22 protein-coding genes are annotated in these 24,228 nt (G+C 64.2%); 10 read left to right on the forward strand and 12 right to left on the reverse strand.

What is annotated here, in order from left to right; all coding sequences use genetic code 11:
* Positions 1-258: 258 nt before the first annotated feature.
* Positions 259-1,542: a hemolysin family protein gene (locus CS1GBM3_RS01245; RefSeq protein WP_072390295.1), complete on the reverse strand. Its 1,284-nt coding sequence runs from the start codon at positions 1,540-1,542 to the stop codon at positions 259-261.
* 202 nt (positions 1,543-1,744) lie between these two features.
* Positions 1,745-1,942, reverse strand: a complete 198-nt coding sequence (locus CS1GBM3_RS01250) for a DUF1192 domain-containing protein (RefSeq protein WP_072390298.1) — start codon at positions 1,940-1,942, stop codon at positions 1,745-1,747.
* 134 nt (positions 1,943-2,076) lie between these two features.
* On the opposite strand from CS1GBM3_RS01250, the gene CS1GBM3_RS01255 reads away from it, so the two are divergent.
* Positions 2,077-3,081 carry an NAD(P)H-quinone oxidoreductase gene (locus tag CS1GBM3_RS01255; protein WP_072393422.1) on the forward strand — a complete coding sequence of 335 codons (1,005 nt, stop codon included), beginning with the start codon at positions 2,077-2,079 and terminating at the stop codon, positions 3,079-3,081.
* A gap of 20 nt (positions 3,082-3,101) precedes the next feature.
* Here CS1GBM3_RS01255 and CS1GBM3_RS01260 read toward each other — a convergent pair whose 3' ends face one another.
* From CS1GBM3_RS01260 to CS1GBM3_RS01275, 4 genes are all read right to left on the reverse strand, one after another.
* A complete protein-coding gene (locus tag CS1GBM3_RS01260; protein ID WP_072390301.1) occupies positions 3,102-6,170 on the reverse strand; it encodes an efflux RND transporter permease subunit in 3,069 nt (1,022 codons plus the stop codon).
* A gap of 1 nt (position 6,171) precedes the next feature.
* On the reverse strand, positions 6,172-7,317 hold the full coding sequence (locus tag CS1GBM3_RS01265) for an efflux RND transporter periplasmic adaptor subunit (protein ID WP_072390304.1): 1,146 nt from the start codon (positions 7,315-7,317) through the stop codon (positions 6,172-6,174).
* A gap of 280 nt (positions 7,318-7,597) precedes the next feature.
* On the reverse strand, positions 7,598-8,569 hold the full coding sequence (locus tag CS1GBM3_RS01270; protein ID WP_139247723.1) for a polysaccharide deacetylase family protein: 972 nt from the start codon (positions 8,567-8,569) through the stop codon (positions 7,598-7,600).
* A 140-nt stretch (positions 8,570-8,709) separates the two neighbouring features.
* On the reverse strand, positions 8,710-9,834 hold the full coding sequence (locus tag CS1GBM3_RS01275) for a polysaccharide deacetylase family protein (protein WP_083566939.1): 1,125 nt from the start codon (positions 9,832-9,834) through the stop codon (positions 8,710-8,712).
* 247 nt (positions 9,835-10,081) lie between these two features.
* Between CS1GBM3_RS01275 and mgtE the strand changes: the two genes are divergently transcribed.
* Positions 10,082-11,461, forward strand: a complete 1,380-nt coding sequence (gene mgtE, locus CS1GBM3_RS01280) for a magnesium transporter (protein WP_072390312.1) — start codon at positions 10,082-10,084, stop codon at positions 11,459-11,461.
* A gap of 105 nt (positions 11,462-11,566) precedes the next feature.
* Positions 11,567-13,201, forward strand: a complete 1,635-nt coding sequence (locus CS1GBM3_RS01285) for a hypothetical protein (RefSeq protein WP_072390315.1) — start codon at positions 11,567-11,569, stop codon at positions 13,199-13,201.
* A gap of 47 nt (positions 13,202-13,248) precedes the next feature.
* Here the strand turns inward: CS1GBM3_RS01285 and CS1GBM3_RS01290 are convergent, their stop codons facing one another.
* The 3 genes from CS1GBM3_RS01290 to CS1GBM3_RS01300 form a co-directional block, all read right to left on the reverse strand.
* Positions 13,249-14,541: a hypothetical protein gene (locus CS1GBM3_RS01290; RefSeq protein WP_244534516.1), complete on the reverse strand. Its 1,293-nt coding sequence runs from the start codon at positions 14,539-14,541 to the stop codon at positions 13,249-13,251.
* A gap of 72 nt (positions 14,542-14,613) precedes the next feature.
* The gene (locus CS1GBM3_RS01295) at positions 14,614-15,390 is read right to left on the reverse strand and encodes a DUF5655 domain-containing protein (protein WP_072390318.1); all 777 of its coding nucleotides are present in this window, start codon (positions 15,388-15,390) and stop codon (positions 14,614-14,616) included.
* A 10-nt stretch (positions 15,391-15,400) separates the two neighbouring features.
* Entirely contained in the window at positions 15,401-15,874 is a 474-nt protein-coding gene (locus tag CS1GBM3_RS01300; protein WP_244534517.1) for a methyltransferase family protein, read from the reverse strand.
* 190 nt (positions 15,875-16,064) lie between these two features.
* Between CS1GBM3_RS01300 and CS1GBM3_RS01305 the strand changes: the two genes are divergently transcribed.
* Complete coding sequence (locus CS1GBM3_RS01305) at positions 16,065-16,370, forward strand: SH3 domain-containing protein (protein ID WP_072390324.1); 306 nt, start codon at positions 16,065-16,067, stop codon at positions 16,368-16,370.
* Positions 16,371-16,392: 22 nt separating this feature from the next.
* Complete coding sequence (locus CS1GBM3_RS01310) at positions 16,393-17,196, forward strand: YdcF family protein (RefSeq protein ID WP_072390327.1); 804 nt, start codon at positions 16,393-16,395, stop codon at positions 17,194-17,196.
* A gap of 13 nt (positions 17,197-17,209) precedes the next feature.
* Here CS1GBM3_RS01310 and CS1GBM3_RS01315 read toward each other — a convergent pair whose 3' ends face one another.
* Positions 17,210-17,698, reverse strand: coding sequence for a hypothetical protein (locus tag CS1GBM3_RS01315; protein WP_072390330.1), 489 nt, complete (start codon positions 17,696-17,698; stop codon positions 17,210-17,212).
* Between the two features lie 284 nt (positions 17,699-17,982).
* Between CS1GBM3_RS01315 and CS1GBM3_RS01320 the strand changes: the two genes are divergently transcribed.
* The 4 genes from CS1GBM3_RS01320 to CS1GBM3_RS01335 all read left to right on the forward strand — a co-directional run bounded on the left by CS1GBM3_RS01320 (position 17,983) and on the right by CS1GBM3_RS01335 (position 20,541).
* On the forward strand, positions 17,983-18,450 hold the full coding sequence (locus tag CS1GBM3_RS01320; protein WP_244534518.1) for a hypothetical protein: 468 nt from the start codon (positions 17,983-17,985) through the stop codon (positions 18,448-18,450).
* 15 nt (positions 18,451-18,465) lie between these two features.
* Positions 18,466-18,903 (forward strand): DUF1489 family protein, encoded by a 438-nt coding sequence (locus tag CS1GBM3_RS01325; RefSeq protein ID WP_072390333.1) that lies wholly within the window; start codon positions 18,466-18,468, stop codon positions 18,901-18,903.
* A gap of 7 nt (positions 18,904-18,910) precedes the next feature.
* Positions 18,911-20,026: a pyridoxal phosphate-dependent aminotransferase gene (locus tag CS1GBM3_RS01330; protein ID WP_072390336.1), complete on the forward strand. Its 1,116-nt coding sequence runs from the start codon at positions 18,911-18,913 to the stop codon at positions 20,024-20,026.
* Between the two features lie 104 nt (positions 20,027-20,130).
* A complete protein-coding gene (locus tag CS1GBM3_RS01335) occupies positions 20,131-20,541 on the forward strand; it encodes a hypothetical protein (RefSeq protein WP_083566940.1) in 411 nt (136 codons plus the stop codon).
* 70 nt (positions 20,542-20,611) lie between these two features.
* Here CS1GBM3_RS01335 and CS1GBM3_RS19905 read toward each other — a convergent pair whose 3' ends face one another.
* Together CS1GBM3_RS19905 and CS1GBM3_RS01345 are read right to left on the reverse strand one after the other, a co-directional pair.
* Positions 20,612-21,109, reverse strand: coding sequence for a hypothetical protein (locus CS1GBM3_RS19905; protein ID WP_072390339.1), 498 nt, complete (start codon positions 21,107-21,109; stop codon positions 20,612-20,614).
* 204 nt (positions 21,110-21,313) lie between these two features.
* A complete protein-coding gene (locus CS1GBM3_RS01345) occupies positions 21,314-21,676 on the reverse strand; it encodes a YkgJ family cysteine cluster protein (protein WP_072390342.1) in 363 nt (120 codons plus the stop codon).
* Positions 21,677-22,000: 324 nt separating this feature from the next.
* Between CS1GBM3_RS01345 and CS1GBM3_RS01350 the strand changes: the two genes are divergently transcribed.
* Positions 22,001-24,055, forward strand: coding sequence for a pentapeptide repeat-containing protein (locus tag CS1GBM3_RS01350; RefSeq protein WP_072390345.1), 2,055 nt, complete (start codon positions 22,001-22,003; stop codon positions 24,053-24,055).
* Positions 24,056-24,228 lie beyond the last annotated feature (173 nt).

Below are 24,228 nucleotides of genomic sequence, written 5' to 3' on the forward strand. Positions count from 1 at the left end.
TGCAGCTGTGCAAGTCCCGCGCCGAAAAAATTGAGCCGCCTCACGGCGGCTCAGAAGTCAACAGGGAGGCGTCAAACAGGGTGGCTAGGCACCACCCCAGGATCCAGAATGACTGGATGACGGAAAGGGTACGCCCCGATCCCTAATGAACGCTTAATGGTTGACGAGTTCTGCCCGTTTTTCATTTCACGTTTGTTGCGGCCCGGAGCATTAACGGACCGATCGATGTGGCACAGCGCGGCGCTCGCGCGTTTAAGGTTAATCAGCGGGCGTATCGACGCGCGTTGCCAACACCTTGTCGATCCGCCGCCCGTCTAGGTCCACGATCTCGAACCGCCAGCCGCTGGTTTCAACGATCTCGCCGGTGCGGGGAATATGCTCGAAAGCGGCCAGCAGGAAGCCCGCCACGGTCGCGTAGCTCCGCTTCGGTGGCAATAAGATCGCCAGCTTGGCGGCCATCTCGTCGACTGCCATTGAGCCCGAGAGTAGCCAGGAGCCGTTGGCGCGCTGAACGGAGTCGGGATCTTCCTCCTCTGATTTGAAGGCGCCCGCGATCGCCTCGAGCACGTCGACTGGCGTGACGAGGCCTTCGAAGTTTCCGTACTCGTCATGGATCAGCGCGATCGGAACATCCGCGTTACGTAGAGTGCTTAGCGCGTCGAGCGCGTCCATGGTCTCGGGAATGATCGGAACCTTGTGGATGTGAGAGCGGATCTCGAGCGGTTTGCCGGTCAAGACGGCGGCCAGCAGATCGCGCGCCCGCACGGCGCCGACAAGCGCGTCGATCGTCTCCTCTCCAATCGGGATTAGCGAGTGGGGGTTCTCGATCAGCTGCTCGCGGATTTCCTCCTCGCTGGCGGTGATGTCGATCCACTCGACGTCCGTACGCGGCGTCATCAGCCCGACCACCGTGCGGTCGGCGAGACGCATGACGCCGGAGATCATCTCCCGCTCGGGTTTCTCGAGCACGCCTGCGGCTTCAGCCTCGGCGATCAAGATGTTGATTTCCTCGTCCGATACGCGATTCTCGCTGGTTTCCGATTGTCCCATCAGTCGGAAGACAAGGCGCGTCGAGGCGTCGAGCAGGGATACCGCGGGGCTTGCGATGCGCGAAAACGCGGTCATGATCGGCGCAATGGTGGAGGCGATCCGTTCGGAATCGCGCAGCGCGATGTTCTTCGGCACGAGCTCGCCGATGATGACCGAAAGATACGTGATGACGGCGATGACCGTGCCGTAGCCGAGTGGCGTGGCCACGGTTTCCGGAACGCCGGCGTCGCGCAGGGCCGCGTAGGCGTACTGACCGAAGGTCTCGCCCGAGTAGACGCCGTTGATCGTGCCGATCATCGTGATGCCGATCTGTACGGCCGACAGGAAGCGGCCAGGATCATTGGAGAGCGCGAGTGCGCTTTCCGCTCCTTTTCGTCCCGATGCGGCGAGCGCTTTCAGACGTGGTTGGCGCGAGGAGACGATGGCCAGCTCCGACAACGCAAAAAGTCCGTTGAGGAGAATTAGGCTGAGAACAATCAGAATCTCAATCAAGGTTTTTGCGGCCGACTTGGTCGATGGTGCTTTGAATCAGGAAACACGTCTCCATCGCGGACCGAGATCCGTGATGCGTGTTTCGAAAGCACTCGTGCGTCGAGGCCACTCCATGTTGCGAAGAGGCGGAATGCTATCGGGTGGCTAGGCTGCGGTCAATCCGGTGCAAGCCCTATGTTTTCCAGGCATTTTCGAAAATGCATCACGCTGACGGCTTCTTGAACAGAGCCGCGGCGGCGCTTTCATGTGCGCGCTTTTTGCTCAACTCCGCCTTCACGCGCTCGATCTCTTTCTCGAAGGCCGCGACGCGGCTCTCGAGTTCGGCGACCGACAGCGTTTCCAGATTGTCTCCGATGCTTGCCGCCTTCTGCAGCGCAGGACGTGCCTCGTCCCAATCCATGGCGTTCTCCCGTCGCGGATGTCTTGTTTGGGATAAGCGTGGCACTTTCGTGCGCCTGTCTCAAGCGGTGCGGGTTGTCCGATTGTCGTGCTGCGGGTATGCACGCCTGCGAGATCTGCCACGAGGAGCCTTTCATGACGACGCTGCCCGAGACCATGACCGCCATCGCCATCCAGGGCAAAGGCGGGCCCGAGGTTCTCGTGGCCGAGGAGCGTCCGGTGCCCACGCCCGGCGCCGGGCAGGTGCTGATCAAGGTCGCGGCGGCTGGTGTCAATCGACCGGACGTGCTGCAGCGCAAGGGGCTCTATCCGGCGCCGAAGGGTCATTCCGAACTGCCCGGACTCGAGGTGTCGGGAACCGTTGCTGCGCTGGGCGAGGGGGCGACGCGGTTCAAGGTTGGCGATCGCGTCATGGCTCTGCTCAACGGCGGCGGCTACGCCGAGTTCGCGCTTGCCGAGGAGCCGGGGACGCTGCCCATTCCCACTGACATCCCGTTCGCCAGCGCGGCGGCCATTCCGGAGACCTTCTTCACGGTCTGGCACAACGTGTTCGAGCGAGGCGCGCTCAAGTCCGGCGAATGGTTCCTCGTGCATGGGGGCACGAGCGGCATCGGTGTGACGGCCATTCAGCTCGCGGCTGCGCTAGGTGCGAAGGTCATCGCAACGGCGGGGTCCGCGGAAAAATGCGAAGCTTGCGTCAAGCTCGGAGCGCGGCGCGCCGTCGACTACACGGCGGTGGATTTCGTCGAGGTGGTGAAGGCGGAGACCGAGGGGCGCGGCGTCGACGTCATCCTCGATATGGTCGGCGGCGATTACGTGGATCGCAACATCCGCTCGCTCGCGGATGACGGTCGGCTTGTCAACATCGGCTATCAGTCAGGATCGAAGGTCACGGTCGACATGATGCGCGTGATGCTGAAGCGGCTGACGCTCACCGGTTCGACGCTGCGCATCCGGCCGACGGCCGTCAAAGGTGCGATCGCGCGCGCCGTGGGAGCACACGCTGTGCCGCTGGTCGCTGCGGGCAAGGTCAAGGTCGTGATCGACAGCACGTTTCCGCTCGCCAAGGCAGCAGACGCGCACGCGCGCATGGAGACGAGCCAGCACATCGGCAAGATCGTGTTGACGGTAGCGGAGTAAGCCGCCGAGCTCATTCGTCGCTATTCGGCTGGAGCCGTGGCCGTGGGAGAGGCCGGCTCTTCTGCGTGGTGCGACGAGCCGATGAGGCTGAGGACCGTCGGGATCACGAACAGCGTCAAAAGCGTGCCGAGGGTCATGCCGCCGACGATGACCCAGCCGATCTGCTGGCGGCTTTCGGCGCCAGCCCCGGTTGCGATCGCGAGCGGCACGGCGCCGAGAACCATGGCACCGGTCGTCATCAGGATCGGGCGCAGACGCAGCGTCGCGGCCTCGATCACAGCATCTACGCGCCGCCGGCCCGCTTCTTCGAGCTGGTTGGCGAACTCGACGATCAGAATGCCGTGCTTGGTGATCAGGCCGACCAGCGTCACGAGGCCGATCTGCGAATAGACGTTGAGCGAGCCGCCGACGAGATAGAGCAAGCCGAGCGCACCGCACATGGAAAGCGGCACAGTGATCAGGATGATCAGCGGATCGCGGAAGCTCTCAAACTGAGCCGCGAGCACCAGATAGATGAAGGCCAGCGCCAGCACGAAGACCAGCGCCAGGCTCTCGCTCGAGGCGCGATAGTCACGGCTCTGGCCGTTGACGTCGGTCTGGACGGTGCGCGGCAGCACATCGTCCGCTGTCCGCTCGAGGTGATCGAGCACCTCGCCGAGCGCGTAGCCCGGCGTGATGTTGGCCGATAGCGTGACGGAGCGCAGCTGGTTGAAGCGTCTCAGCTCCTTGGGAGCAACGCTCTCGATCACCTTCACGATGTTGGAGAGCTGGATCATCTCGCCGGTCGGCGAGCGCAGGAAGATCGTATCGAGCGCTGCCGGTGTCGAGCGGTCCGGAATGTCGAGCTGGACCATGACGTCGTACTGCTCTCCGTTCATCTCGAAGCGGGTCACCTGCCGGCCGCCGAGCAGCGTTTCCAGCGTGCGGCCGACAACGTTCACGTCGAGACGCAGGTCGGAGACCTTGGCGCGATCCATCTCGATGCGGAACTCGGGTGTGTTGAGCTTGAGGTCGGTCTCGATGCTCTCGAGTCCTCGATAGTTTTCTAGGGCCGCGAGTAGCTTGTCGGACATGGCCTGCAGCTCCTCGTAGGTGCCGGACGTCTGCAGCACGAACTCGACGGGGCGCGCGTTGCCGCGCTGCCCGAAAGCGCCGGGGTTCTGAACGAAGGTCTGGGCGCCTGCGATGGCGCGAACTTTGGGTGTCAGCTCGCGGGTCAACTGCTGCTGCGTGCGCTCGCGCTCGCTCCAATCCTTGAGTGGCGCGAATATCAGGAAGCGCGAAACTTCCGGGGTACCGTTGATCACGAGACGGGAGCGGACCTCGGGAATCTCGGCCAGCAGTTTGTCGGCTTCGGCGCTGTAGCGGCTGACGAACGCCAGGGTCGCGCCCTCGGGGCCTGTGCCGCGGATGCGGATCACGCCGCGGTCCTCGACAGGTGCCAGCTCCGACTTCAGGTTGATGAAGAAATAGTAGCTCGATCCCGCGACCAGGGCAGCCAGCAAGATGACGACGGAGCGGTGCGCGAGCGTTGCTTTGAGGGCGCGCTGATAGCCGTGCTCAACCCCCGTCAGAATGCGCTCGACGAACGTGAAGAAGCGCCCTGGATTGGGCTCGTGACGTAATAGGCGTGAGCACATCATCGGCGTCAGCGTTAGCGCGACGAAACCGGAAACGATGACCGCGCCGGCAAGCGTCAGTGCGAACTCGAGGAACAGGCGGCCGGTCTTGCCCGGCGCGAAGGCGATCGGCGCGTAGACGGCGGCAAGCGTCAGCGTCATGGCTATGACGGCGAAGCCGATCTCGCGCGTTCCCTTGATTGAGGCCTCGACGGGCTTCATGCCGCGTTCGATGTGGCGGTGGATGTTCTCGAGCACGACAATTGCGTCATCGACCACGAGGCCGATGGCTAGCACCATCGCGAGCAGTGTCAGCGTGTTGACGCTGAACCCGAAAACCAGCATCAGCGCAAAGGTGGCAATCAGCGAGATGGGGATGGTGACGATCGGGATGATGGAGGCGCGCAGCGAGCGCAGAAACACGACGATGACGAGCACCACGAGAAGGATGGCCTCGGCGATGGTATGATAAACTGCCTCAATCGAACGCTCTATGAAGATGGAATCGTCGTTGGCGACGTCAGCCTGCATGCCGTTCGGCATCGACTGGTTGATCCGCGGCAGAAGCTCGCGTACGCCGCGCGAGACGTCGAGCGGGTTGGCGACGGCCTGCTTGATGACGCCAACGGCGATGGCGTTGTTGCCGCCGTAGCGACTTTCGCGGCGCTCGTCGAATGGTCCTAGCTCGACGCGCGCCACCTCTCCGAGTTTCACCTGATGGTTGCCCGAGAGCTTGATGACGATGTTGCGAAACTCCTCGGGCGTGACCAGGCCGGTTCGCGAAAGCACACTGAATTCGCGCTCCGAGCTTTCGATGCGTCCCGAAGGCAGCTCGACGTTCTGCGCGCGCAGTGCGTTCTCGATATCCTGGACGGTCAAGGCGAGGGCGGCGAGGCGCTCGCGGTCGATCCAGATGCGCATGGCGTAGCGGCGCTCGCCGTAGATCATCACGTCGGCGACGCCGTTCAGGTTCTTGAGCTGGTCGACGACGAAACGGTCGACGTAGTCTGTGATCTCGAGGGTGGAGAGCACGGGACTGGTGAAGACCAGCATCATGACCGGCTGCGCATCGGCTTCGACCTTGGCGATGATCGGCTCGTCGATCTCGTCAGGCAGGCGCCCACGCACGCGCGACACGCGATCCCTTACGTCGCTCGCGGCGACATCCTGGTCGATTTCCGGACGGAAGCGCACGGTGATGCGGCTGGCCTCGGAGCGGCTGAAGGATTCGAGCACGTCGATCCCGGAGATGCCGGCGATCGATCCCTCCAGAATTTGCGTCACCTGCGTTTCGATGATCCTGGCTGAGGCGCCTGGATAGCGGGTTTGCACCGAGACCACGGGCTCGTCGACGTTGGGATACTCGCGCACGGTGAGGCGCGAGTAGGAGACGATGCCCAGAAGGATCAGGACGAGGCTCAGAACAGTGGCGAAGACCGGCCGCCGAATGCAGAATTCGGACAGGCCCATATCAAGTGCCTCGCGCGCCGGGTGTGCCGCTGACAACGACCTCGACGGAGGTGCCGTGCTTCAGCTTGTGCTGACCGGCGACGACGACCATGGCGTTTTCGCCGAGACCGTGTAGAACCTCGACCACGCCGTCGCTGCGGGCGCCGAGCTCGACCTTAACCTCGAGCGCCTGTCCGTTCTCGATGGTGTAGACGATCTTCTCCTCGCCACGCGGAACGATCGCCGCTTCCGGCACGACGAGCACGTTGCGCTTCACCTGACCCTTGACGCGCAGACGCGCGAACAGGCCGGGGCGCAGGATCAAGTTCGGATTCTCGAGCCGCGCACGGATGCTCAACGCGCGGCCGTTGACATCGATATGCGGGTCGATGGCGTAGATGGTGCCAGTGAAGGTCTTGCCGGGCAGCGCGTCGATCGAGATCTCGACTGTCTGCCCCGTTGCGACCTGGGCGAGGAACAGCTCGGGCAGTTTGAAGTCGATCTTCAGGGTATCGATCTTCTCGAGGTTGACGATGGGCTGGCCGGCCTCGACATAGGCGCCGGGCGACACCTTGCGAATGCCGGCAATGCCGTTGAAGGGAGCGCGGATCGCATGCTTCGACAGGCGCACCTTGGCGAGCTCGAGTGCGGCGCGCGTCGTCTCAGCGTTTGTCGAGGCTTCGTCGCGAGCACGCTCGGTGACGTTACCCGACTTGGCGAGCGAGTTGGCGCGTCCGAGATTGCCCATCGCGAGATTGTAGCGTGCCTGCGCGTCGGCGACCTCGGCCTTGGCCAAGGCATCGTCGAGCTGCACCATTACATCGCCGGCCGAGACCGGGGTTCCTTCGGAGAGCAGAATTTCGGTGATGCGTCCTGCGATCTCGGAGGTGATCTGCACGCTCTCGTCGGACTGCAGCGTACCGATGGCGCGCAAGTCCTGCGTGGAGGTGGTGGCGATTGCCGACGCGGCCTCAACGGCGACGCTCGTGGGGTCGGATATCCTGGGGCGCTGTTTCGCTGCCGGGGTCTCGGAGGGCGAGGACGCAGCCGGCTTCCACAGCGCTGCGATGTTCGTGCGCGCCGTGTCCCAGATCCTGCCGTCGGTGACGTAGAACGCAACGCCGGCCGACAGGGCGAGCAGGGCGCTTGCGGTCCAGACCTTAAACATGTGTGGCACCTTCGACCAGGGTCGGTTGCAGAGAACTGGCCGGACTTGTGCGCAACTGCGGACCCGAGTGGTCGTCCGCCAATGTCAGCTCCCCCAAGATGAGCCTAAACGGGTGAAGCGTCCACAATCCGTCGCAGATAGTGCGCTGTAGCTGAACGGCAGCTGAATGCGGCCAGCTCCGTTAGCTTTACGATCCAATTGTGGCAGGTGAGCACACATCCCGCTCGCCGGCGCAAGTCTTTCGAACTCGGGTGTTTTCCGGCGACCCTGTGGCCGGGTTTCAGTCCGACGAGGCCTGACGGTCGCCGGCCTCGGGTGCAGGCTCCTCCAGCCTTGTCCTGGCCGGAGGCGCCAGCTCGCTGACGGAGGGGTCGGTTCCGTCGGCCGTCGTCGGTGGCGGGACGGGGCCGTAGAACGGCACGAGGTGGCGGGCGGGAGCCTTGGCCAAAAGCGGCTGCAGCTCCGCGTCGAGCGTTCCGAGCGGCACGAGGTGAGATTTCGCATGCAGGTGCACGACCTTGAAGCCCTTCCCCTTGAGACCGGCGAGGATTGCGGGCAGGGCCTTTGCGGTTGGGCGCTTGAGGTCGTGGAACAGCAGGATGCCGCCGCGTCGTGCCGTCACCTCGCGGAGCGTCCGCTCCGCGATGCGCTGGGAGCTGCCGATGAAGCTGTCGTTGGAGATCACATCGACGGTGAAGCTCGCGATGCCGCGCGCCTGCAGGTACGTCAGAAGCTCATCGTTATCGTTCAGGCCGGGGAAGCGGAAGAACGGCGCGATATCGGCGGATGCGGCGAGGGCAACGGCGGCGAAGCCGCGCTCGATCTCGTCGTGGGCCTTTTCGGGCTTGAGGCGCGTCAGATTGTTCGGATGTGACCACGTGTGCGTGCCGACGGTATGACCCCGCGCCAGGACTTCCTTGACCATGGCGGGATAGGTCACGGCCATTTTGCCGACGGAGAAGAACGTCGCCTTGGTGCAGTATTTATCGAGCGTATCGAGGATCGGCTTGGTGACCCATGGCACGGGGCCGTCGTCGAAGGTGAGCACAACCTCGTTCGGGGCTAGAAAGCTTGCTTCCTTCTCGCGCCGGGTCATGGAGCCGAAGATCGGCCCGCCCGCAGTGTCGATCTCGAGCACGCGCGAGACGCCGAGGGCCTTGGCAGGATTCGGGCATGCTGCCGCAGGCCAGGATGCGCACACAACCCAGGCGGCAAGCCCACAGGCGATCCAGTTTTTCCGTGCTACGCGCAAGGCGGGCCTCGCTGGCGACTTCGACGGTACGCGGGACTGTCGGTGATTTCGGACGGCGCAACAAGCGCGCCGCCGCCGCAAGGGTAATTATATGTATCAGCGCGGCTTTTGGGGCTCGGTCCCTTGGGGGCGCTGCTGCCTTACTCCCAACCGAAGGAGCGCAGCTGCCATGGGTCATTCGAGGGGTTGGACCAGTCCTGCGGCTTCGCAGGCCGGTTGGCGGGCCGCGCACTGGGCGCCGATGGTTTTGCAGGCGTTTGGACCTCGTCGGGCTCGGGGCCCGAGACAGGCCACGTCGCAGAGCGCTCGGCCAGCGGTGATTTTGCAGCGGCCACGGATTTAGCGCGCAGCGACTTTTCCGCGATGGCGTCGTACTCCGGCAATGTTACGGCCGGATGCTTGCTGACCATATGCACGACCTTGTAGCCGCGCTCCTTCAGCTCTTCGAGCAGCGTCGCAAGCGCGCCTGCGGTCGACGGCTGGATGTCGTGGAACAGCAGGATGCCTTTCTTTTCCCGCCCGAGCCGCGTCAGGATGTTGTTGCGCACGACGGCGGGGTTCTTGGTGCGAAAGTCCGTGGAGTCCACGTGAATCCCGAATACGCCGATGCCTCTGCTTCGGATATAATTGCGCGAGGCGTTGTTATGGCCGAGGTAGGGAAAGCGGAAGAATGGAGCGGCGGGGCTGCCGAGGGCTGCCGAGACCGCTGAAAGCCCAAGCTCGAATTCGCGCTTCATTGCCGCCGCGCCGAGTGCCGAAAGATTCTTGTGTGACCAGGTGTGCGTGCCGACGGTATGGCCACGCCGGGCGACCTCCTGCAATGTGGCAGGATCGGAGATCGCCATGCGGCCGACGGAGAAGAAGGTGGCCTTGACGCACTGCTCGTCGAGCGCCTCGAGGATCGGCATCGTGTAGCGGCGCGCGGGGCCGTCGTCGAAGGTCAGCACGATCTCGCCGGGCTCGAGAAATTTCGGCTCGGTCTTCGAGTACTGGTCGCCGAACTCGGGACCGGAGGTGGTGTCGATCTCGACCACGCGCGAGACACCGAGAACGTCGGAACGGCCTTCACATCCGGACACGCCCGTGCCCGGATGCGTGCGGACGGGTCCGACGGACACCTCCTGCTCTTGACTATCTCTGAGGTTCGCCGCGGCTTCCGCCGGGAAGCCAAACCCGGTTTCGGCCAGGGTCTCCGCTGGGGCCAGCGCCGCCGCCATTGTCGCGACAAATGCCAAGGCCAGCCATGTGCACCGACTGGCGCGCATCGGTCGTCTCCCCTTGCCCTCTCCAACCCCGCATCGGATCTTTCGGGCCGTCGTAGTTTGCACCAGGTTCGTAAATGAGTTTGTAGCTAAATTGCAACCGCTTCGGGCCGCGGCGGATTTTTCGCCGATCGTAGTGTTGCGGATGTGACGGCTATGCTAGGGCCTCCCTCCGGAATGGCCCGCAGCTTGGGCCCTCCCGCGGCCGCGTCCCGGATGCAGCCGCTCAAGACTGCGTCTTGGAGTTCCGATGACAGGTGTGGACGAGAAGCAGCCGCCCCCCGAAGCCGACGAGATCAGCGTGGCTGATCTGGTGCGGGACGTGGCGCTGGCGCTGCACGAGGGCGAGAGCCAGCGTGCGGCGGGGCTCGTCATCGATCTGCATCCTCGCGACCTCGCCGACGTCATCGAGCTTCTTTCTCCGGAGCATCGCGTCGCGCTGATCCAGGCGCTGGGGCCGGCCTTCAATTACGAAGTGCTGTCCGAGATCGACGAGACGGTCCGTGACCAGCTCTCCGAGGCGCTGCCCAACGAGCTTCTGGCGAAGGCTGTCACCGAGCTCGATACGGATGACGCGGCCTACCTGATCGAGAACCTCGAGCAGGCGGACCGGGACGAGATTCTGGCTCAACTGCCCAAGGGCGAACGTGCCGCCCTCGAACGGCAGCTCGAGTATCCGGAAGAGTCCGCCGGCCGCCTGATGCAGAGCGACTTTGTCGCCGTGGCGCCTTACTGGACTGTTGGACAGGTTATCGACCATGCGCGCGAAACGGATGACCTGCCGGAGACGTTCTCCGAAATCTTCGTAGTTGACCCGGCTTTTCGCGTATTAGGCTCGATTGATCTCGCGCGCCTGCTGCGTAGCAAGCGCGACATGCCGGTGACGGAGATCATGGATACCGATCTCGATACCGTCCTGGCTACGGCCGATCAGGAAGAAGTGGCGCGTCAGTTCGAACGCTATGACTTGATGAGCGCACCGGTCGTCGACGAGAACGGGAAGCTCGTCGGCGTGATCACCGTCGACGACATCGTTGAGGTCATCCAGGACGAAGCGGACGAGGACATGAGGGCTCTCGGCGGCGTCGGCGACGAAAGCATCGGCGACACCGTGACTCAGACCGCGCAGAGCCGCGTGCCGTGGCTGATCGTCAACCTGGGTACGGCGGTGCTGGCGTCGTTTGTCATCAAAATGTTCGATGCTACGATCGAGCAGATGGTGGCGCTGGCCGTGCTGATGCCGGTGGTGGCCTCGATCGGCGGCAACGCCGGCACGCAGACCATGACGGTGACGGTGCGCGCGCTCGCGACCAACAAGCTCGGCGCGGCGAACGCGGGCCGCATCATCATGCGCGAGTCGGCCGTGGGGCTCGTCAATGGCTTCGTGCTGTCGCTAATTATGGCGGGCATTGTGTTCCTGTGGTTCGGCTCGACCAAGCTCGGCGCGGTGATCGGAATGGCCATGGTCGTCAATTTGATGGCTGCTGCCTTGGCCGGCATCCTGATCCCATTGGCGTTGGATCGGCTCAAGCTCGATCCGGCTCCTGCGTCCGGCGTCTTCGTCACGATGATCACCGATTGCACGGGCTTCTTCGTCTTCCTCGGCCTTGCGTCGTTGATCCTGCTCTAGGTTTTCGGCCTGTGACGCTTGTATGACATCAGCTGCGCGCTTGCTGCTTGCGGACGCGTGGTGCGCCGTGGTTATCAGGGGCTCTTAGGATCGGGACCGATTGCCATGGATCAAGACAAGCGGGTCAAGCATCTTCGTCAGATCCTCCTGTGGCCGGTTTACCTGTTACCGTCCGACGACGGCGCGTCCATACACGACCATTGGGAGCAGCTCGAAAAATCCGGTGCAGAGAACCCATGGCGCGAGGTGGACGACGAGTTCGGCGATCCGTGTGAATTCCAGGCACGCCATTACAACGAGTTCGTGACTTTTCTGCCGCCGGTGCAGCGTTTCCTCTACGGGCAGGGTCTCGGGCGCTCCGTCAGGAAGGTGTACGGCGAGAGCCCGATCTGCGTCATGCGCCGGACCGACATCGCTCAGGCACGTGTGACGCTCAACCGGGGCGACGCACCGATCACGCTCGACGTCGTGCATGTCGACCTTTACTTCTTCTTCGACATCGACGTGGCAATCCTCGCGCTCGAGGTCTCTGTTGACGGCGTTGCGTTCGATACGGCTCAGGACCTGATGTTCCGGTTCGGGCGTGCCTACCCCGCCTACTGGGAGGAGGCCGACGGCCGCGGCGGCCATTGCCCGTGGAAGGTCGAATGGCTGGCGGCCGACGGGCGTGTCCTCGCCACGTCCGACTACGAGAACCGCGAGAAGTTTCTCTCCTTCGTCTGCCGCCACCGGGCGCCGACCACGGCCGCGCACTGGGAGTTCCTCATGTCGCCCCTGGTGCTCCACCACACGGACGCCAAGGGCCCTATGCGCTACCGGCAGCTCGAATACTATCGGATGCCCTACATGGCGTTTTTATCGCTCGATTGCGTGGATGCGATCTCGCGGGCCGATTCAATCCGGCTGGCTTTGGGCAACGAGTCCGGCAAGGGAGACCTACCCTATTCCGAGACCTATCTCGCCGATTTCGAGACACGCTACTGCTACGATCGGAACTTCATGACGAGCGAGAAAAAGGCCGCGAGCGTCCGCTTTCACGCTTCCGGGGATACGCTGGTAGTGACGGGCGACGGGTCGGACGCCTTTTTCACAAACGCGGAGGGGGGCATTCTCTCACGCTTCCGCCATCAGCACTTCCTAATGTTCCTTATCGCGCACTTCCAGAAGGCAGCGCTGCTGATGTTCTCAGACCGGCTCGTGGGCGTGGTCAGCCGACTCGATGTCACCAATCCCAAGGCCAACCGCACTTTCCGCCGCGACATCCGGAGCGCACACGAGAATTTCCTGCGCTTCAACCACCGCTATTGGTTCGAGAACATCTCGCATCAGGCGCAGGTGCGCGAGCTGTTCGGCATGCTCCGCGCCCATCTGCAACTCGATAATCTGTTTCGCGAGGTGCGGGAGGAACTCAAGGACATGGGCGACTTCCTCGACGCGGAGGCGATGCGCAAGCAGAACCAGACCGTGGTGCGCCTGACGGTGGTGACGATCTTCGGCCTCGTCGGCACCGTGACGACCGGGTTCATCGGCATGAACATCTTCGACTGGACCGATCAGCCCGCTTGGTGGCGCGTGGCGGCGTTCTTGACGGTGTTCGTGCCGGTCGGCGTGCTCACGCTTTATACTGTTCTCAAGTCGCGGCGGCTGTCGGACTTCCTCGATGCGCTCTCGGACGAGACCGTGTCGTGGCATCGGCGCTGGCGCGCGCTCTTGCGCGTGTGGTTCGGCACCCGATCGTAGCGACGGAGATGCGCAACGCATCCTTTGCTGCCGGCTAGCGGATGCGTTCAGCTTGTCGGCGCGTCGAGCTTACGCGTCAGGTTCTCGAACTCGCGCCGCAGCTCCTCGTTCTTGAAGATCTGCTCGAAAGTCGGCGCTTCGAGCTTCTGGATGGCCTCGAACGACGTCGAACTTTCGCGCATCAGGTTGCGCAGCTCGAGGCTCGCTTCGACCGTCTCAAACGTGTTGTCGGCGATGCGCAAGTCGTGCACGGCGCGTGTGCGCGCCGCCGCGATCTGCTCGCGCTGCTGGGCGAGATAGCGGCGATAGCCGCGGGCCGCCTCCTCGGCGAGCTTCTGACTTTCGCGGTTCGCCTCGAGCGCGCGCTTCTGATCGGGGCGGTTCTCGGCACGCATGAGGTCGAGCGTTTTTTCCTTCGCCTTGGCCAGATCCTTCAGGATTGCGTCGAGCTTCGGTAGATATTGCGTGTCGATCTTGCGGATCGTCGAATCCTGAGCGTGCACCAGCAGCGCGAACAGCGCCGCATGCATGGCGAAGTATTTGCGCGCGGCGCCGGGGCTGTCGGCTGTCGCGGTCATCAGACGTGCGAGCTGGCCGTCGATGACTTTTGCCGCATGGAATGTTGCGACGAGGCGCACGAGATCGCCGGACAGCACGCCGTCGAGCAAGAGGTCGAGCTGCTCGGGGGCGAGGTCGACGCCGGACTTGACGAGGGCGTCGGCGATCTCAGTCTTAGCAGCCTTGATGCCGGCTTCGTTCTCGGCGATGCGTGCCCTGTGGTCGGTGATCTTGGCGGCGAGGCTGTCGACCGTATCGGTCAGGAGGCCAGGGAGCATGGCGTCCTTCGGCGCCGTGATCTGCTTTTCCTTGAACGTAACGATGCCCGCTTCGAGGTCGCGGATGTTGCGGCGGTGCTGCTCGATGCGCTTTTGCACCTCGACCACCGGTGCGTCGGTCACGATGCCGAGCGTGGCGTCGAGCAGCTTGCGAATGCGCTCCTCGCGGTCTTCCCGGGTCTCGGTCCATATTGGTGTGACCAGAAACTCGTCCTTGGCAGGAAGCTTGCGCGCTTCGGCGCGCTGCTCGGCCACATCCTTCAGGATGCCATCGACGGCGCTCATCAGCGCGCGCGCCTGCTCGTAGGAGGGATCGCCTTCGCGGGGATCCCGCGGGGTCTCGGAGGGCGTGGCCTTGGGATCGGCGGCATCGGTCTTCAGGAGTTCGCCGATGCGATCCTTGATGGTTGCCTCGGTGGCGGCAACGGGGCTTGCCAGAAATACGCCTACGGCCAGCAGGGCCGCGAGCGTTCTATGGGCAGCGGGGCGAACCGATGGTGTCACGCGAGCCTCCTTCGACGACGCGATGAAGCGGCGCAATTCCGGCAAATCGATGTTGAGTGCGCCGATGTGGAGTTAGGTGCGCGAGGAGGCCTGTACAACGGCTGCGAGGAGCGCTGCCGTGATCTGGCGGGCGTCGGTCAGCACGATCATGTGGGTCACGGGTGGGGCGCCGCGGACGGCGGGGAAGCGTGGCGCCTCGAGGGCAAGGCCCGCCGGCGCGCTGTCGAGGGTGAGGCCGAGCCGGAGTTCCTTGGCGGTGATGGCGAGGAGGGCGAAATCGGCCTCGCGCACGCGGAAGGTCACGTAGCCGTCGCGCGGGGTCATGGTCACGTCCGGCAGGGCCTTCCTGATCTCGGCGATGGTGAACGCGGCGAGCGGGCGGAAGGCCTTGGCGCGGGCGAGCAGCGTCTCCAGCACGGCGGGATCTTCTTTCGCAGGCGCCAGCAGCGGTGCAGCTGTCCGCTCGACTCGCGGTGCCGAGGCAGGCGGAGGCGGGGCGGGGGGCGCAGGCGGTGGCGGTGTCGTGGCCAGTGGCTTGGGCGCCGATGGCATGGTGTCGGCGACGACCAGAAACGGTGGTCGATGCTGCGGTGCCGGGCGAGACCGGGTGCGGGAGCGCGCCGCTCCGGTGTCGGCGTAGATCGGGCGTCCGCCGTTATGGTGAATGCGTTCGATCCAGGACGCCTTCGAGAACATGAAGCCCTGGCGGCGCAGCCAGTCGATGATGTCGTTGCGGTCGGATAGCCCTTCCGCAGTGATGGCCGCCATCCACTCCTCGAGCGTGCGGCCGGTGTCTGCTTTCAGCGTCTCGAGGAACTGGCGCTCCCTTTCACCGTAGTCGATGCTCACGAGATGCCCCTCAGATCCATCGCCGCGTGCGCGAGGCGTAGTCGCGATAGGCGTCGCCGAAGCGCGCCTCGAGATGACGCTCCTCGGGCAGCACGGCGAGCCAGGTGACGAGCGGAATGTAGAGGATAGCCAGAATGACGAACCAGATGTTGTGGGTGAGCTCTGCGATCCCGAACAGCATGAAGACATGGCTGATGTAGATAGGATTGCGCCTGAAGCGGAACGGCCCGTCCGTGACGAGTGCGTCGGCGGCCTTGTCCGGCAGGATCGTCGTGCCGTGACGGTGGAGCGTCAGGGCCGCCCAGACGAACAGCGCGAGGCCGGTCGCGCCAAGCCCGAGGCCGGCGATATGGCCCAGAAGATCGCTCTCGCCCGGCCAGGCGAGAGGAAAAGCGTAACTGAGCGCGACAGCGGCCGCGACGAGCCCGGCCACGAGGATCGGTGGCCAAGGCACGGTTGCCGGCGGTGCGGCGGTCTCTGGCATGCTCGTCATCTCGTTACGTCTTCAAGCCTCAGATCTCGTGCGCCTTTCAGTTAGAGGGCTTCGCGGCGGTGTGCAAATCCGTCCCCGTCGGCCACACTTTTATCCGTAATCGGCATTATTTCGGCGCGGGGTCCCAGGAGACATTCAAGTCGTTCATCCGGGCTCGCTGTGTCGAAGGAGGGTACAGTCCATGAAAATCAAATCAACGTTGTGTCTCGCTGGCGCTTTGCTCGCGGTTTGCGCGGGTCTCACCGGTGGGAGTTCGAGCGAAGCGGAAGCTGCGACCTACGGCTGCTACCGCGTGACCGCCGCGAGTCTCAACCTGCGTGCCCGGCCGCTCAGCACGTCTCCCGTTGTCGGCGTCGCGCGCCGTGGCGATATCCTGGAGCAGCGCAAGCTCTTCTGCACGCCGCGTGGATTCTGGTGCGCCGTGCGCAAAGGCTCGCTCGAAGGCTATGCGGACAAGGCCTATATGCGCAAAGTGGCATGCCCCTAGGGCCACGCTGATCTAGAGAGCGATGCCTTTCACTCTGTCGAAAATTCTCGCGCTGATGGCGCAGCCGTCGTCAGTCGCCGTGCTCTGCCTTTTGGCGGGGCTCTGGCTGACGCGGCACGGTGCCATCAGCCGGCTCGGTCGCCGTCTCCTTTGGGGCGGTGTGCTCGTGCTGATCGTCGGCGGTTTGCTGCCGGTCGGCAATCTCCTCGTGCTGCCGCTCGAGCAACGTTTCGCCGCCGTGCCTCCGCCGTCCGCGACGGATCGCGTCGATGGAATCATTTTGCTCGGCGGGTTCGAGGACGGCTGGGTCTCGGCGGGGCGTGGCGGTCTCGGCCTCAACGAGGCGGCGGAGCGCGTGACGGAAGGGCTGCGGCTCGCGTTGCGCCACCCCGACGCAAAGCTCGTGTTTACGGGTGGCGTCGGCGGACTGCTTTCACACAACGTCGATGCTGTCGTTCCTGTCGCCCGGTTTCTGACGGATGCGGGCATTGCCGAAGAGCGCATCGTGCTCGAAGGCCGCTCGCGCAACACTTACGAGAATGCGGTGTTCACCCGCGAGCTGGTGAAGCCGGCTCCCGGCGAGCGCTGGTATCTCGTGACCAGCGCTTTCCATATGCCGCGTGCGATAGGCCTGTTCCGCAAAGCCGGCTTCGACGTCATCGCCTATCCGGTCGACTACCGCACGCGCGGGCCTGAGGACGTGACGCGGCTGTTCGAGCGCATTCCGCAGGGGCTCATGCGGCTCGACCTCGGTTTCAACGAGTGGCTGGGTCTTGTGGCCTATCGTGCGCTGGGTCGGACCGACGAGCTTTTCCCGGCGCCCTAGCGGTCAAGCTATATCAGGTCTTGGGCAGCGGGCGTGTACGCGGCGGGCCCTTGGCGGTGGAGTTCAGCTCGGCCTCGAGATCGAAGTTCGCGCAGTTCATCCCGGCAAGGCGGTGGTTGTAGGCTTCCAGCATGGCCCTGTCGCGCGCGTAGCGGGCATCGGGGTCTGTGCCTTCGCCCGAGCCGCCGTATGCGGGCTTGGCGACGGTTTGCAGGCCACGCGATAGGCCCGTCGTCTGTGCGCGCTGCTTGAAATCGCGAATCTGGACGATACGGACAGCCATGCGCCCCGTCAGCGTCCGGCAGTCATGCCCCATCTCCTCGGCCGTCATTTGATAGCTGCCGGCCGCGGGCAGCCGCGACACGGTCTCCGCCGACGGCGAGATGGATGCCGTGGGGCCGAGGCTGCCGGTAGGCGCGATGCTTCCCGTCTGGGAGGCGCATGCTCCGAGCAGAAGGGCGGCAAGGATGGCGGATACTTGCGCTTTGGCTGGACTCGTCATCTGCGGTCGATTGTCGTTGCCTAGCGTGTACTCTAGAGGGGCTGACGAGTCGGTGGGCGACATTTCTGTCGCGGTGTCACCCAAAAACGCGGCGAGAGCAAGGCCTTGCGATAGGCCGTGTTGACCGGGCTCCGTCCGGCGGGCTACGCCTCGCGTCTCCGGGGCTTCCCCTTTTCATCGAAACGCGGAAAAGCTCTAGACTTGGTTCCATGGTGCTTCCGGTCAGGAAGCATTCAAGCTCGGGTGCCGGAATTCTTCGGCGACCCTTTCGAAATGAGGCGCACATGCTGGATGGCTCGGTGCTCGGCGGTTGTCGCGGCGGATGCGGCCGGATCCGTCTTCTTGCTGTGCTGCTCTGTCTCGGTGCGGCCGTGCCGCTTGCGAGGGCGGACGAAAATCCTAAGAATGTCGCGTGCGTGTTCGAGCACGGGGCCTCGCAGAGCTATGCGAACGGGGCGTTTGAATCGAAACCCTCGACACCTCTTTCTTTTAGCATCCAGGATATCGATCTCGAGAAGCAGACCGCGCTGCTCAAGGTCGCGCCCGATGCCAAGCCGGGCAAGCTCAGCGTCGTGCGGGCGATCAACGCCAATCATTACCTCGAGGTTGTCAACGAGGGCTTCCTGAACCTCACGACCGTCTATGATAAGGACGAGAAGACCGGCAAGTATCCGGCCGTGCACTCGCGCCATGGCGGTGTGCTTGGCAGTCCGGTGTTCGGGCAGTACACGGGGTTCTGCAGCGACGAGTGAGAGCGGTCTTCGCCGATGGCTTTGCACATCATCAAGCTCTGTGTCGGCGTCGCGGCGATCGAGGAGCTGGCCGCGTGGCAGGCCGAGCGGCTCCGCGAGCGCAAGGCGCGCGGCGAAGCGGCGGAAATCTTCCATGCCACGGCGCAGACGCCGAAGCGACAGGGCGAGCTGCTCGCCGGCGGATCGCTCTACTGGGTGATCAAAGGCGTCATCCAGGTGCGCCAGAGGCTGGTCGGCTTTACGGAGGGCGCGCGCGAGGATGGCAGCCCGTGCTGCCGGATCATGCTCGATCCCAAACTTGTGCCGGTGCGCCCTGCGCCGCGCCGTGCGTTCCAGGGTTGGCGCTATCTTACCGACGAGGATGCTCCCGCCGACCTTGGCGGCCGAGACGCCGACCTCGCCGGTATCCCGCCGGAGATGCGCCGCGCGCTCACCGAACTCGGCCTAATCTGAGGAAAGCATGAAGGGTCCGCCGCTGACGCGCATCGTCCGGGGTCTGCCGAAGCTTGTGCCCTTCGTCGGGCCGGAAGCGCAGGAGCGGGCGCGCGGGCGGCCGTTCGCGGCGCGGCTTGGTGCCAACGAAAGCCTGTTCGGGCCAAGCCCTGCCGCCGTACGCGCCATGGCCGAGGCGGCGGCCGAGAACTGGAAATACTCGGACCCCGAAAGCCACGACCTGCGGGAGGCTCTGGCGCGCCACCATGGCGTGCGCGCCGACAACGTCGTGATCGGGGAGGGGATCGATGGGTTGCTGGGCCTCGCCATCAGGATGGCAGCGGAGCCGGGGGCCGTGGTTGTCACGTCGGACGGGGCCTATCCAACCTTCAACTTCCACGTTGCGGTTCAAGGAGCCCAGCTGGTTAAGGTTCCGTATCGCGACGATCGCGAGGATCTCGAGGCGCTGCTGGCCGCGGTTCGGGCCACGAACGCCGCCGTGCTTTATGTCTCCAACCCCGACAACCCCATGGGTTCGTGGTGGTCGGCGGACGAGATCGGCCGATTGATCGCCGCGTTGCCCGATGGGGTGCTGCTGCTGCTCGACGAGGCCTACTGCGACACCGCGCCGGCCGATGCGATCCCGCCGATCGACGTCGCCAACCCCCAGGTGCTCCGGTTGCGTACGTTCTCCAAGGCTTATGGGCTCGCCGGGGCGCGGATCGGTTATGCGCTGGGCGAATCCGAGCTGATCTTGGTGTTCGAGAAAGTGCGAAACCATTACGGGATTAATCGCGTCGGCCAGATCGGTGCGCTTGTAGCGCTAACCGACCAACCCTATCTATCCGCAGCGGTCGGCAAAATCGGCCGCGCGCGCGAAAGGATCGCCGACATTGCCCGTCAAAACGGTCTCATGCCGCTCACGTCGGCGGCGAACTTCGTCACCCTCGATTGTGGGGCGGACGGTGCTTTTGCCGGAGCCGTTCTTGAGGCCCTTCTGGAGCGGGACATTTTTGCGCGTAAACCTGCCGTTGCACCCCTCAACCGCTGCATCCGCGTTTCCTGCGGGCGGGACGAGGATCTTGCCCTCTTCGAGCGTGCGCTGCCGGATGCTCTCGCGGCGGCGCAGGTATCAATTCAGTAAAAATATTCCGCGATCTCCGGTCCGCCTGTCGCGCCTCGGCGTATATTGGGATGCTCAGCGTGCTGGCCAATGTACCGGCTCGCGATAACATAAAGGGGAGACTGATGCAGAAAGTAGTGCGAAGCACGTTTCTCTCTTTGGCGTCCGGCGCCATGCTGCTTGCGGGAAGCCTCGCAACGCCGGCGCTCGCCGATCCCGACCTGGCTGGCTCCTGGCGGGGCGGCGGCACCGTGAAGTTCAGTTCGGGCGCGACCGAACAGGCCCGATGCCGCGCCACCTTCAGTCCCAGCGGCGATCGCGCCTACGACGTCAGGGCGAGCTGCGCGACGCAGTCGGGTACGGTCTCACAGACCGCCTTCGTGCGCGGCAGGGGAAGCAACTACCGGGGAACGTTTTACAACCCGGAGTTTGACACTTCCGGCAAGATCCAGATCTCCGTCAGCGGCAAGAGCCAAGTCGTGCGTCTAACCAGCACGAAGGGATCGGCCGTCATCCGGCTCTCACGCTCGAAGTGAGCTGCGTATGCCCGCGTAGCGGCGGGCCTGTTGTGGGGCGCCTTTCTCTGAAGGCGCCCTTTGTTTTTTGCTATTTCTTGCTAGGGCCCTGAAGCAGCAGCTCCCAGCTGCCGGGGGCCCCACCCTTCGCCTGTTTGCTTTTGGACTTTCGCTTCTTGGCCTGACGCTTGGCCTTCGGGGCGGGAGGGGCGGCGGCCGGCTCCGCTGCCTTCGGCGCGGCGCCCTGCTCCGCGGTGTCGCTGACAATGGGGTTCTGCGGCACGAGGCTGCGGGTCTCGGAGCCTGTTCCGACGGTTACCGTTGCCGCGCCGTCGGTCTCGATGGTGGCGTTCTGCGGAACCAGCTGCGAGAAGCCCCACGGCCCGGTGACTGCGCAGTCGGCGCTGCAGTCCTCGGTGACGTCGACCGTGCCGCCGGGCGGCACTTTGTAGACGCCTTCCTCGGTGCCGTTGTCGACGCCGACGGAGACGTCGTCGGAGGAGGAGTTCTTGATGGTCAGTGCTGCGACCGGGATGGCCGCAAGCGACAGCACGGCGAAGGCGGTTACGGCGCGCGTCACGAGGGTCATGAGATTCTCCTTCTCATCGCGCAAAGCGAGGCGGAGGGGCGCGACCGGGGGCGCGTATTCGTGTCCGCGCGCGGCATTCTCCGCCAGACAAGCAGGGTCAGGGACTCAGCGTAGGTAAAGGGCTGCTAACATTTTACTTAAATTTGCTTCTGAGCAGCTTGAGCGCTCCGATTTTTCTTGTTGAAAACTCTTATTTTTTTTGGCTCAGCGGTTGGTGGTTACAGCAACCCAGGTCGGGTCTTCTTGCGCGCGCCGCTCGAATGACAGGAAGTCGTAGTAGCCACAGCGTCCCTTGCCGGGGAACGAGCGGCAGACAGCGGGACGCGCGTGGTAGACCGTGCAGCGGCGGTGGGTGGTGTCGAAGAAGCGGCAGATGGCGCCGAAGTGTTTGTCCCGCTTGCGCTTCATGGCGTACTTGCGGCCATGCGCCTCGCGGGTGAAGGCGCGCCGTGCGGCCTCGAAGGTCATGCCGTGGTGAGCCGCCAGTCGCTCGACGTCCCGCTTGTCGAGCGGGATCAGCGGATAGGAACAGCAGTAGCCTGGACACTTCTTGCAATCGTACAACACGAAGCTCGCACCCTACTTCGATCTCGGCGCTCACGCGGTCGCCACGCAGTCTTTCGGCGCGAGCGGCGTCTGTCACTGGCCCACCGATCTCGCCCCCTTCTCGCCTCTGTTAACTTCGATCGGGCACGGCGGCAACGTTAAAGCCTGGACTTCCAACAAATTGCGCGCTCGCTGTAAGCTGTTTTTGGGGCTTCGCGGGCAACACCTGTCGCAAAAAGCGCATCGATAGGTGCCGGCATGCCTTGGCCGCGCGACACACTTCCTCCTTTAATGTCAGGAAGAAGTCCGTGCCCGTATTTTTTGTCCGTATCGAGGGGTTCCGGGATGAGCGATCTGGCTCGTGGCGCACCTGAGGGTGAAACGCCGGTCAATCCCTATAGCCTGCTCGAAGCCATCAACCGCTCGAGCGACAGTGCGCACACCGCCTGGCTCATCTTTCTCGCTGTCATGGCGTATCTCACGATCGCGGTGGCGGGTGTCACACATAAAGACCTTCTGCTCGAGACGCCGGTTTCGCTGCCGCTGCTCGAGGTCGACATTCAGCTCCGGCAGTTCTTCCAGTTCGCGCCCATCGTGCTCGTGCTCATCCATGTCGGGCTTGTCTCGCAGCTGGCGTTGCTCGCGCGCGAGGCGCTCGAATACGACCACGCCGTTCGCCTTTTGGAGCCGACCGACCGGCGCACGCATCCGCTGCGGCTCGAGCTCAATAACTTCTTCTTCGTGCAGGCCATAGCGGGGCCTTGCCGAAGCCGCGTGATGGGCACGCTGCTGCATGGCATGAGCTGGCTCACGGTCGTGGTGCTGCCGGTGGTGCTGCTGCTCTACATCCAAGTCGTGTTCCTGCCCTACCACGACGTCGGCATCACGTGGACGCATCGCATCGCGCTCGTTGTCGACATTGCCCTGCTGGTTGCCATCGGTCTGTTCCTGATGCGTGCCGAGACGTCCTTTACGCAGGCTTTCGTGCGCACGACATCCGCGTATCCGATCAGATTTATTGCGACCTGCGTCGTGCTCGTGATTGTGTGGCTGATGTCGTTCTTCGTCGCGACCATTCCGGGCGAGCAGGCCGATCGCTTCGTTCAGCGGGTTCTCGGCTTCGATAACGAAGACGAGAGTACGTCGGGGCCTAGGTTCGTCTCAGGCTATGCCATTCCCTTCCTCGCGTTCGGCTCCGAGGGTTCGCTACTCGGTCTCTTCAAGCGCAACATCGAGGTCGTGGATACGGATCTCGTTGTCGACAAGGAGCAGACGCCGGGAGAGCCCTCGCTCAGCCTGCGCGAGCGCGATCTGCGCTTTGCCAAGCTCGACCGCTCGGACTTGCATCAGGTCGATCTTACGGGCAGCGATCTGCGCGGCGCTTCGCTCATCGGCACGGATCTGCGCGGTGCGTGGCTTCAGTGCGCGGACATCACGCATCTCGTGCTGACGGAGGACCGCGAGGCCGCAAACTGCGTCATCGCGCGGCGCGCCAAGCTCACGCGGGCGCGTCTCGATGGCGCGCGGCTCACTGGCGCCGACCTGCGTGGGGCGCAGTTCAACGATGCGAAGCTCGAAGGTGCCGAGCTTACGTACGCGTTGATCGTGGGCGCCAACTTCGCATCGGCGCGGCTCGAAAAGGCTGATCTCACGGGCGGTGTACGCGCAGAGGGTGCGAACTTTCTGATCGCCAATCTGCAGGGCGCAGATCTGACGGGGGCGCGCCTCGTCGGAGCGGATCTCACGAATGCGGATCTCACCGCCGCCATCCTGAGCCACGCCATGCTGGACGCCGCGAGGCTGCGCGAGGCGAAGCTCGACGGTGCCGCACTCTATCGCGCGTCGCTGCGGGGAAGCGATCTTAAGGGTGCCAGCATCGTCGGGGCGGACTTGCGCGAAGTGAAAGTGTGGCAGACGGCATCCCCGCTCGCAGACCCCGAGGGTCTCGCGGACCTGACGGGGCTTGCGCTGGCGCAGCCGCAGGAGAGCGAAGTGGCGAAGCTCAAGTCGGACATCGAGGGCATCAGGAGCCGGCGCGTGCGGGCTAGGCTCTCCGAGGCGCTGACACCGCTCGCCGATGCGGGCGAGCTCGCCAAGTGGGGCTCGTCGTCGGACTATGTCCTCTGGCAAGGGCTGGCATCTGCCGGCGCGCAGTCCTATCCTGAATTCTATAAGCCCCGCATCACGGACTATCTCGCGCGTCTTCAGTGTCGACCGCGCTGGAGCAACGGGGCCGTGGCAACCGGGGTCGCGCGGCGGGCGCAGCGGCCCGAGTTCCAAGGGGACGTCACCGTCGTGTACGACCGTCTGGTGTCGCCCTCCTGTCCGGCCGCGAAGTCCGTGCCGCCGAAGGTGGTCAAGGACCTGGCGACGGCCGCGGACATCGCGCAGGGTGGCTAGGACTTGCGGTGGCGCCTGCGAGACGCTAGAACATAACGAGAACTTTGGGTGTGAGCTGCCCCGTATGGCCCTTTGCGCCGTGAGAGCTTCGGTGGCCAACCCCGCGCGGTGGCGTGGGAAAAATGAAAAAGCTTGGGACAACCGTGGCGCTCGTTCGCGCCGGCGGGGCGTTG

The sequence above is a fragment of the Hyphomicrobium sp. CS1GBMeth3 genome (assembly GCF_900117455.1).
Lineage (GTDB): Bacteria > Pseudomonadota > Alphaproteobacteria > Rhizobiales > Hyphomicrobiaceae > Hyphomicrobium_C.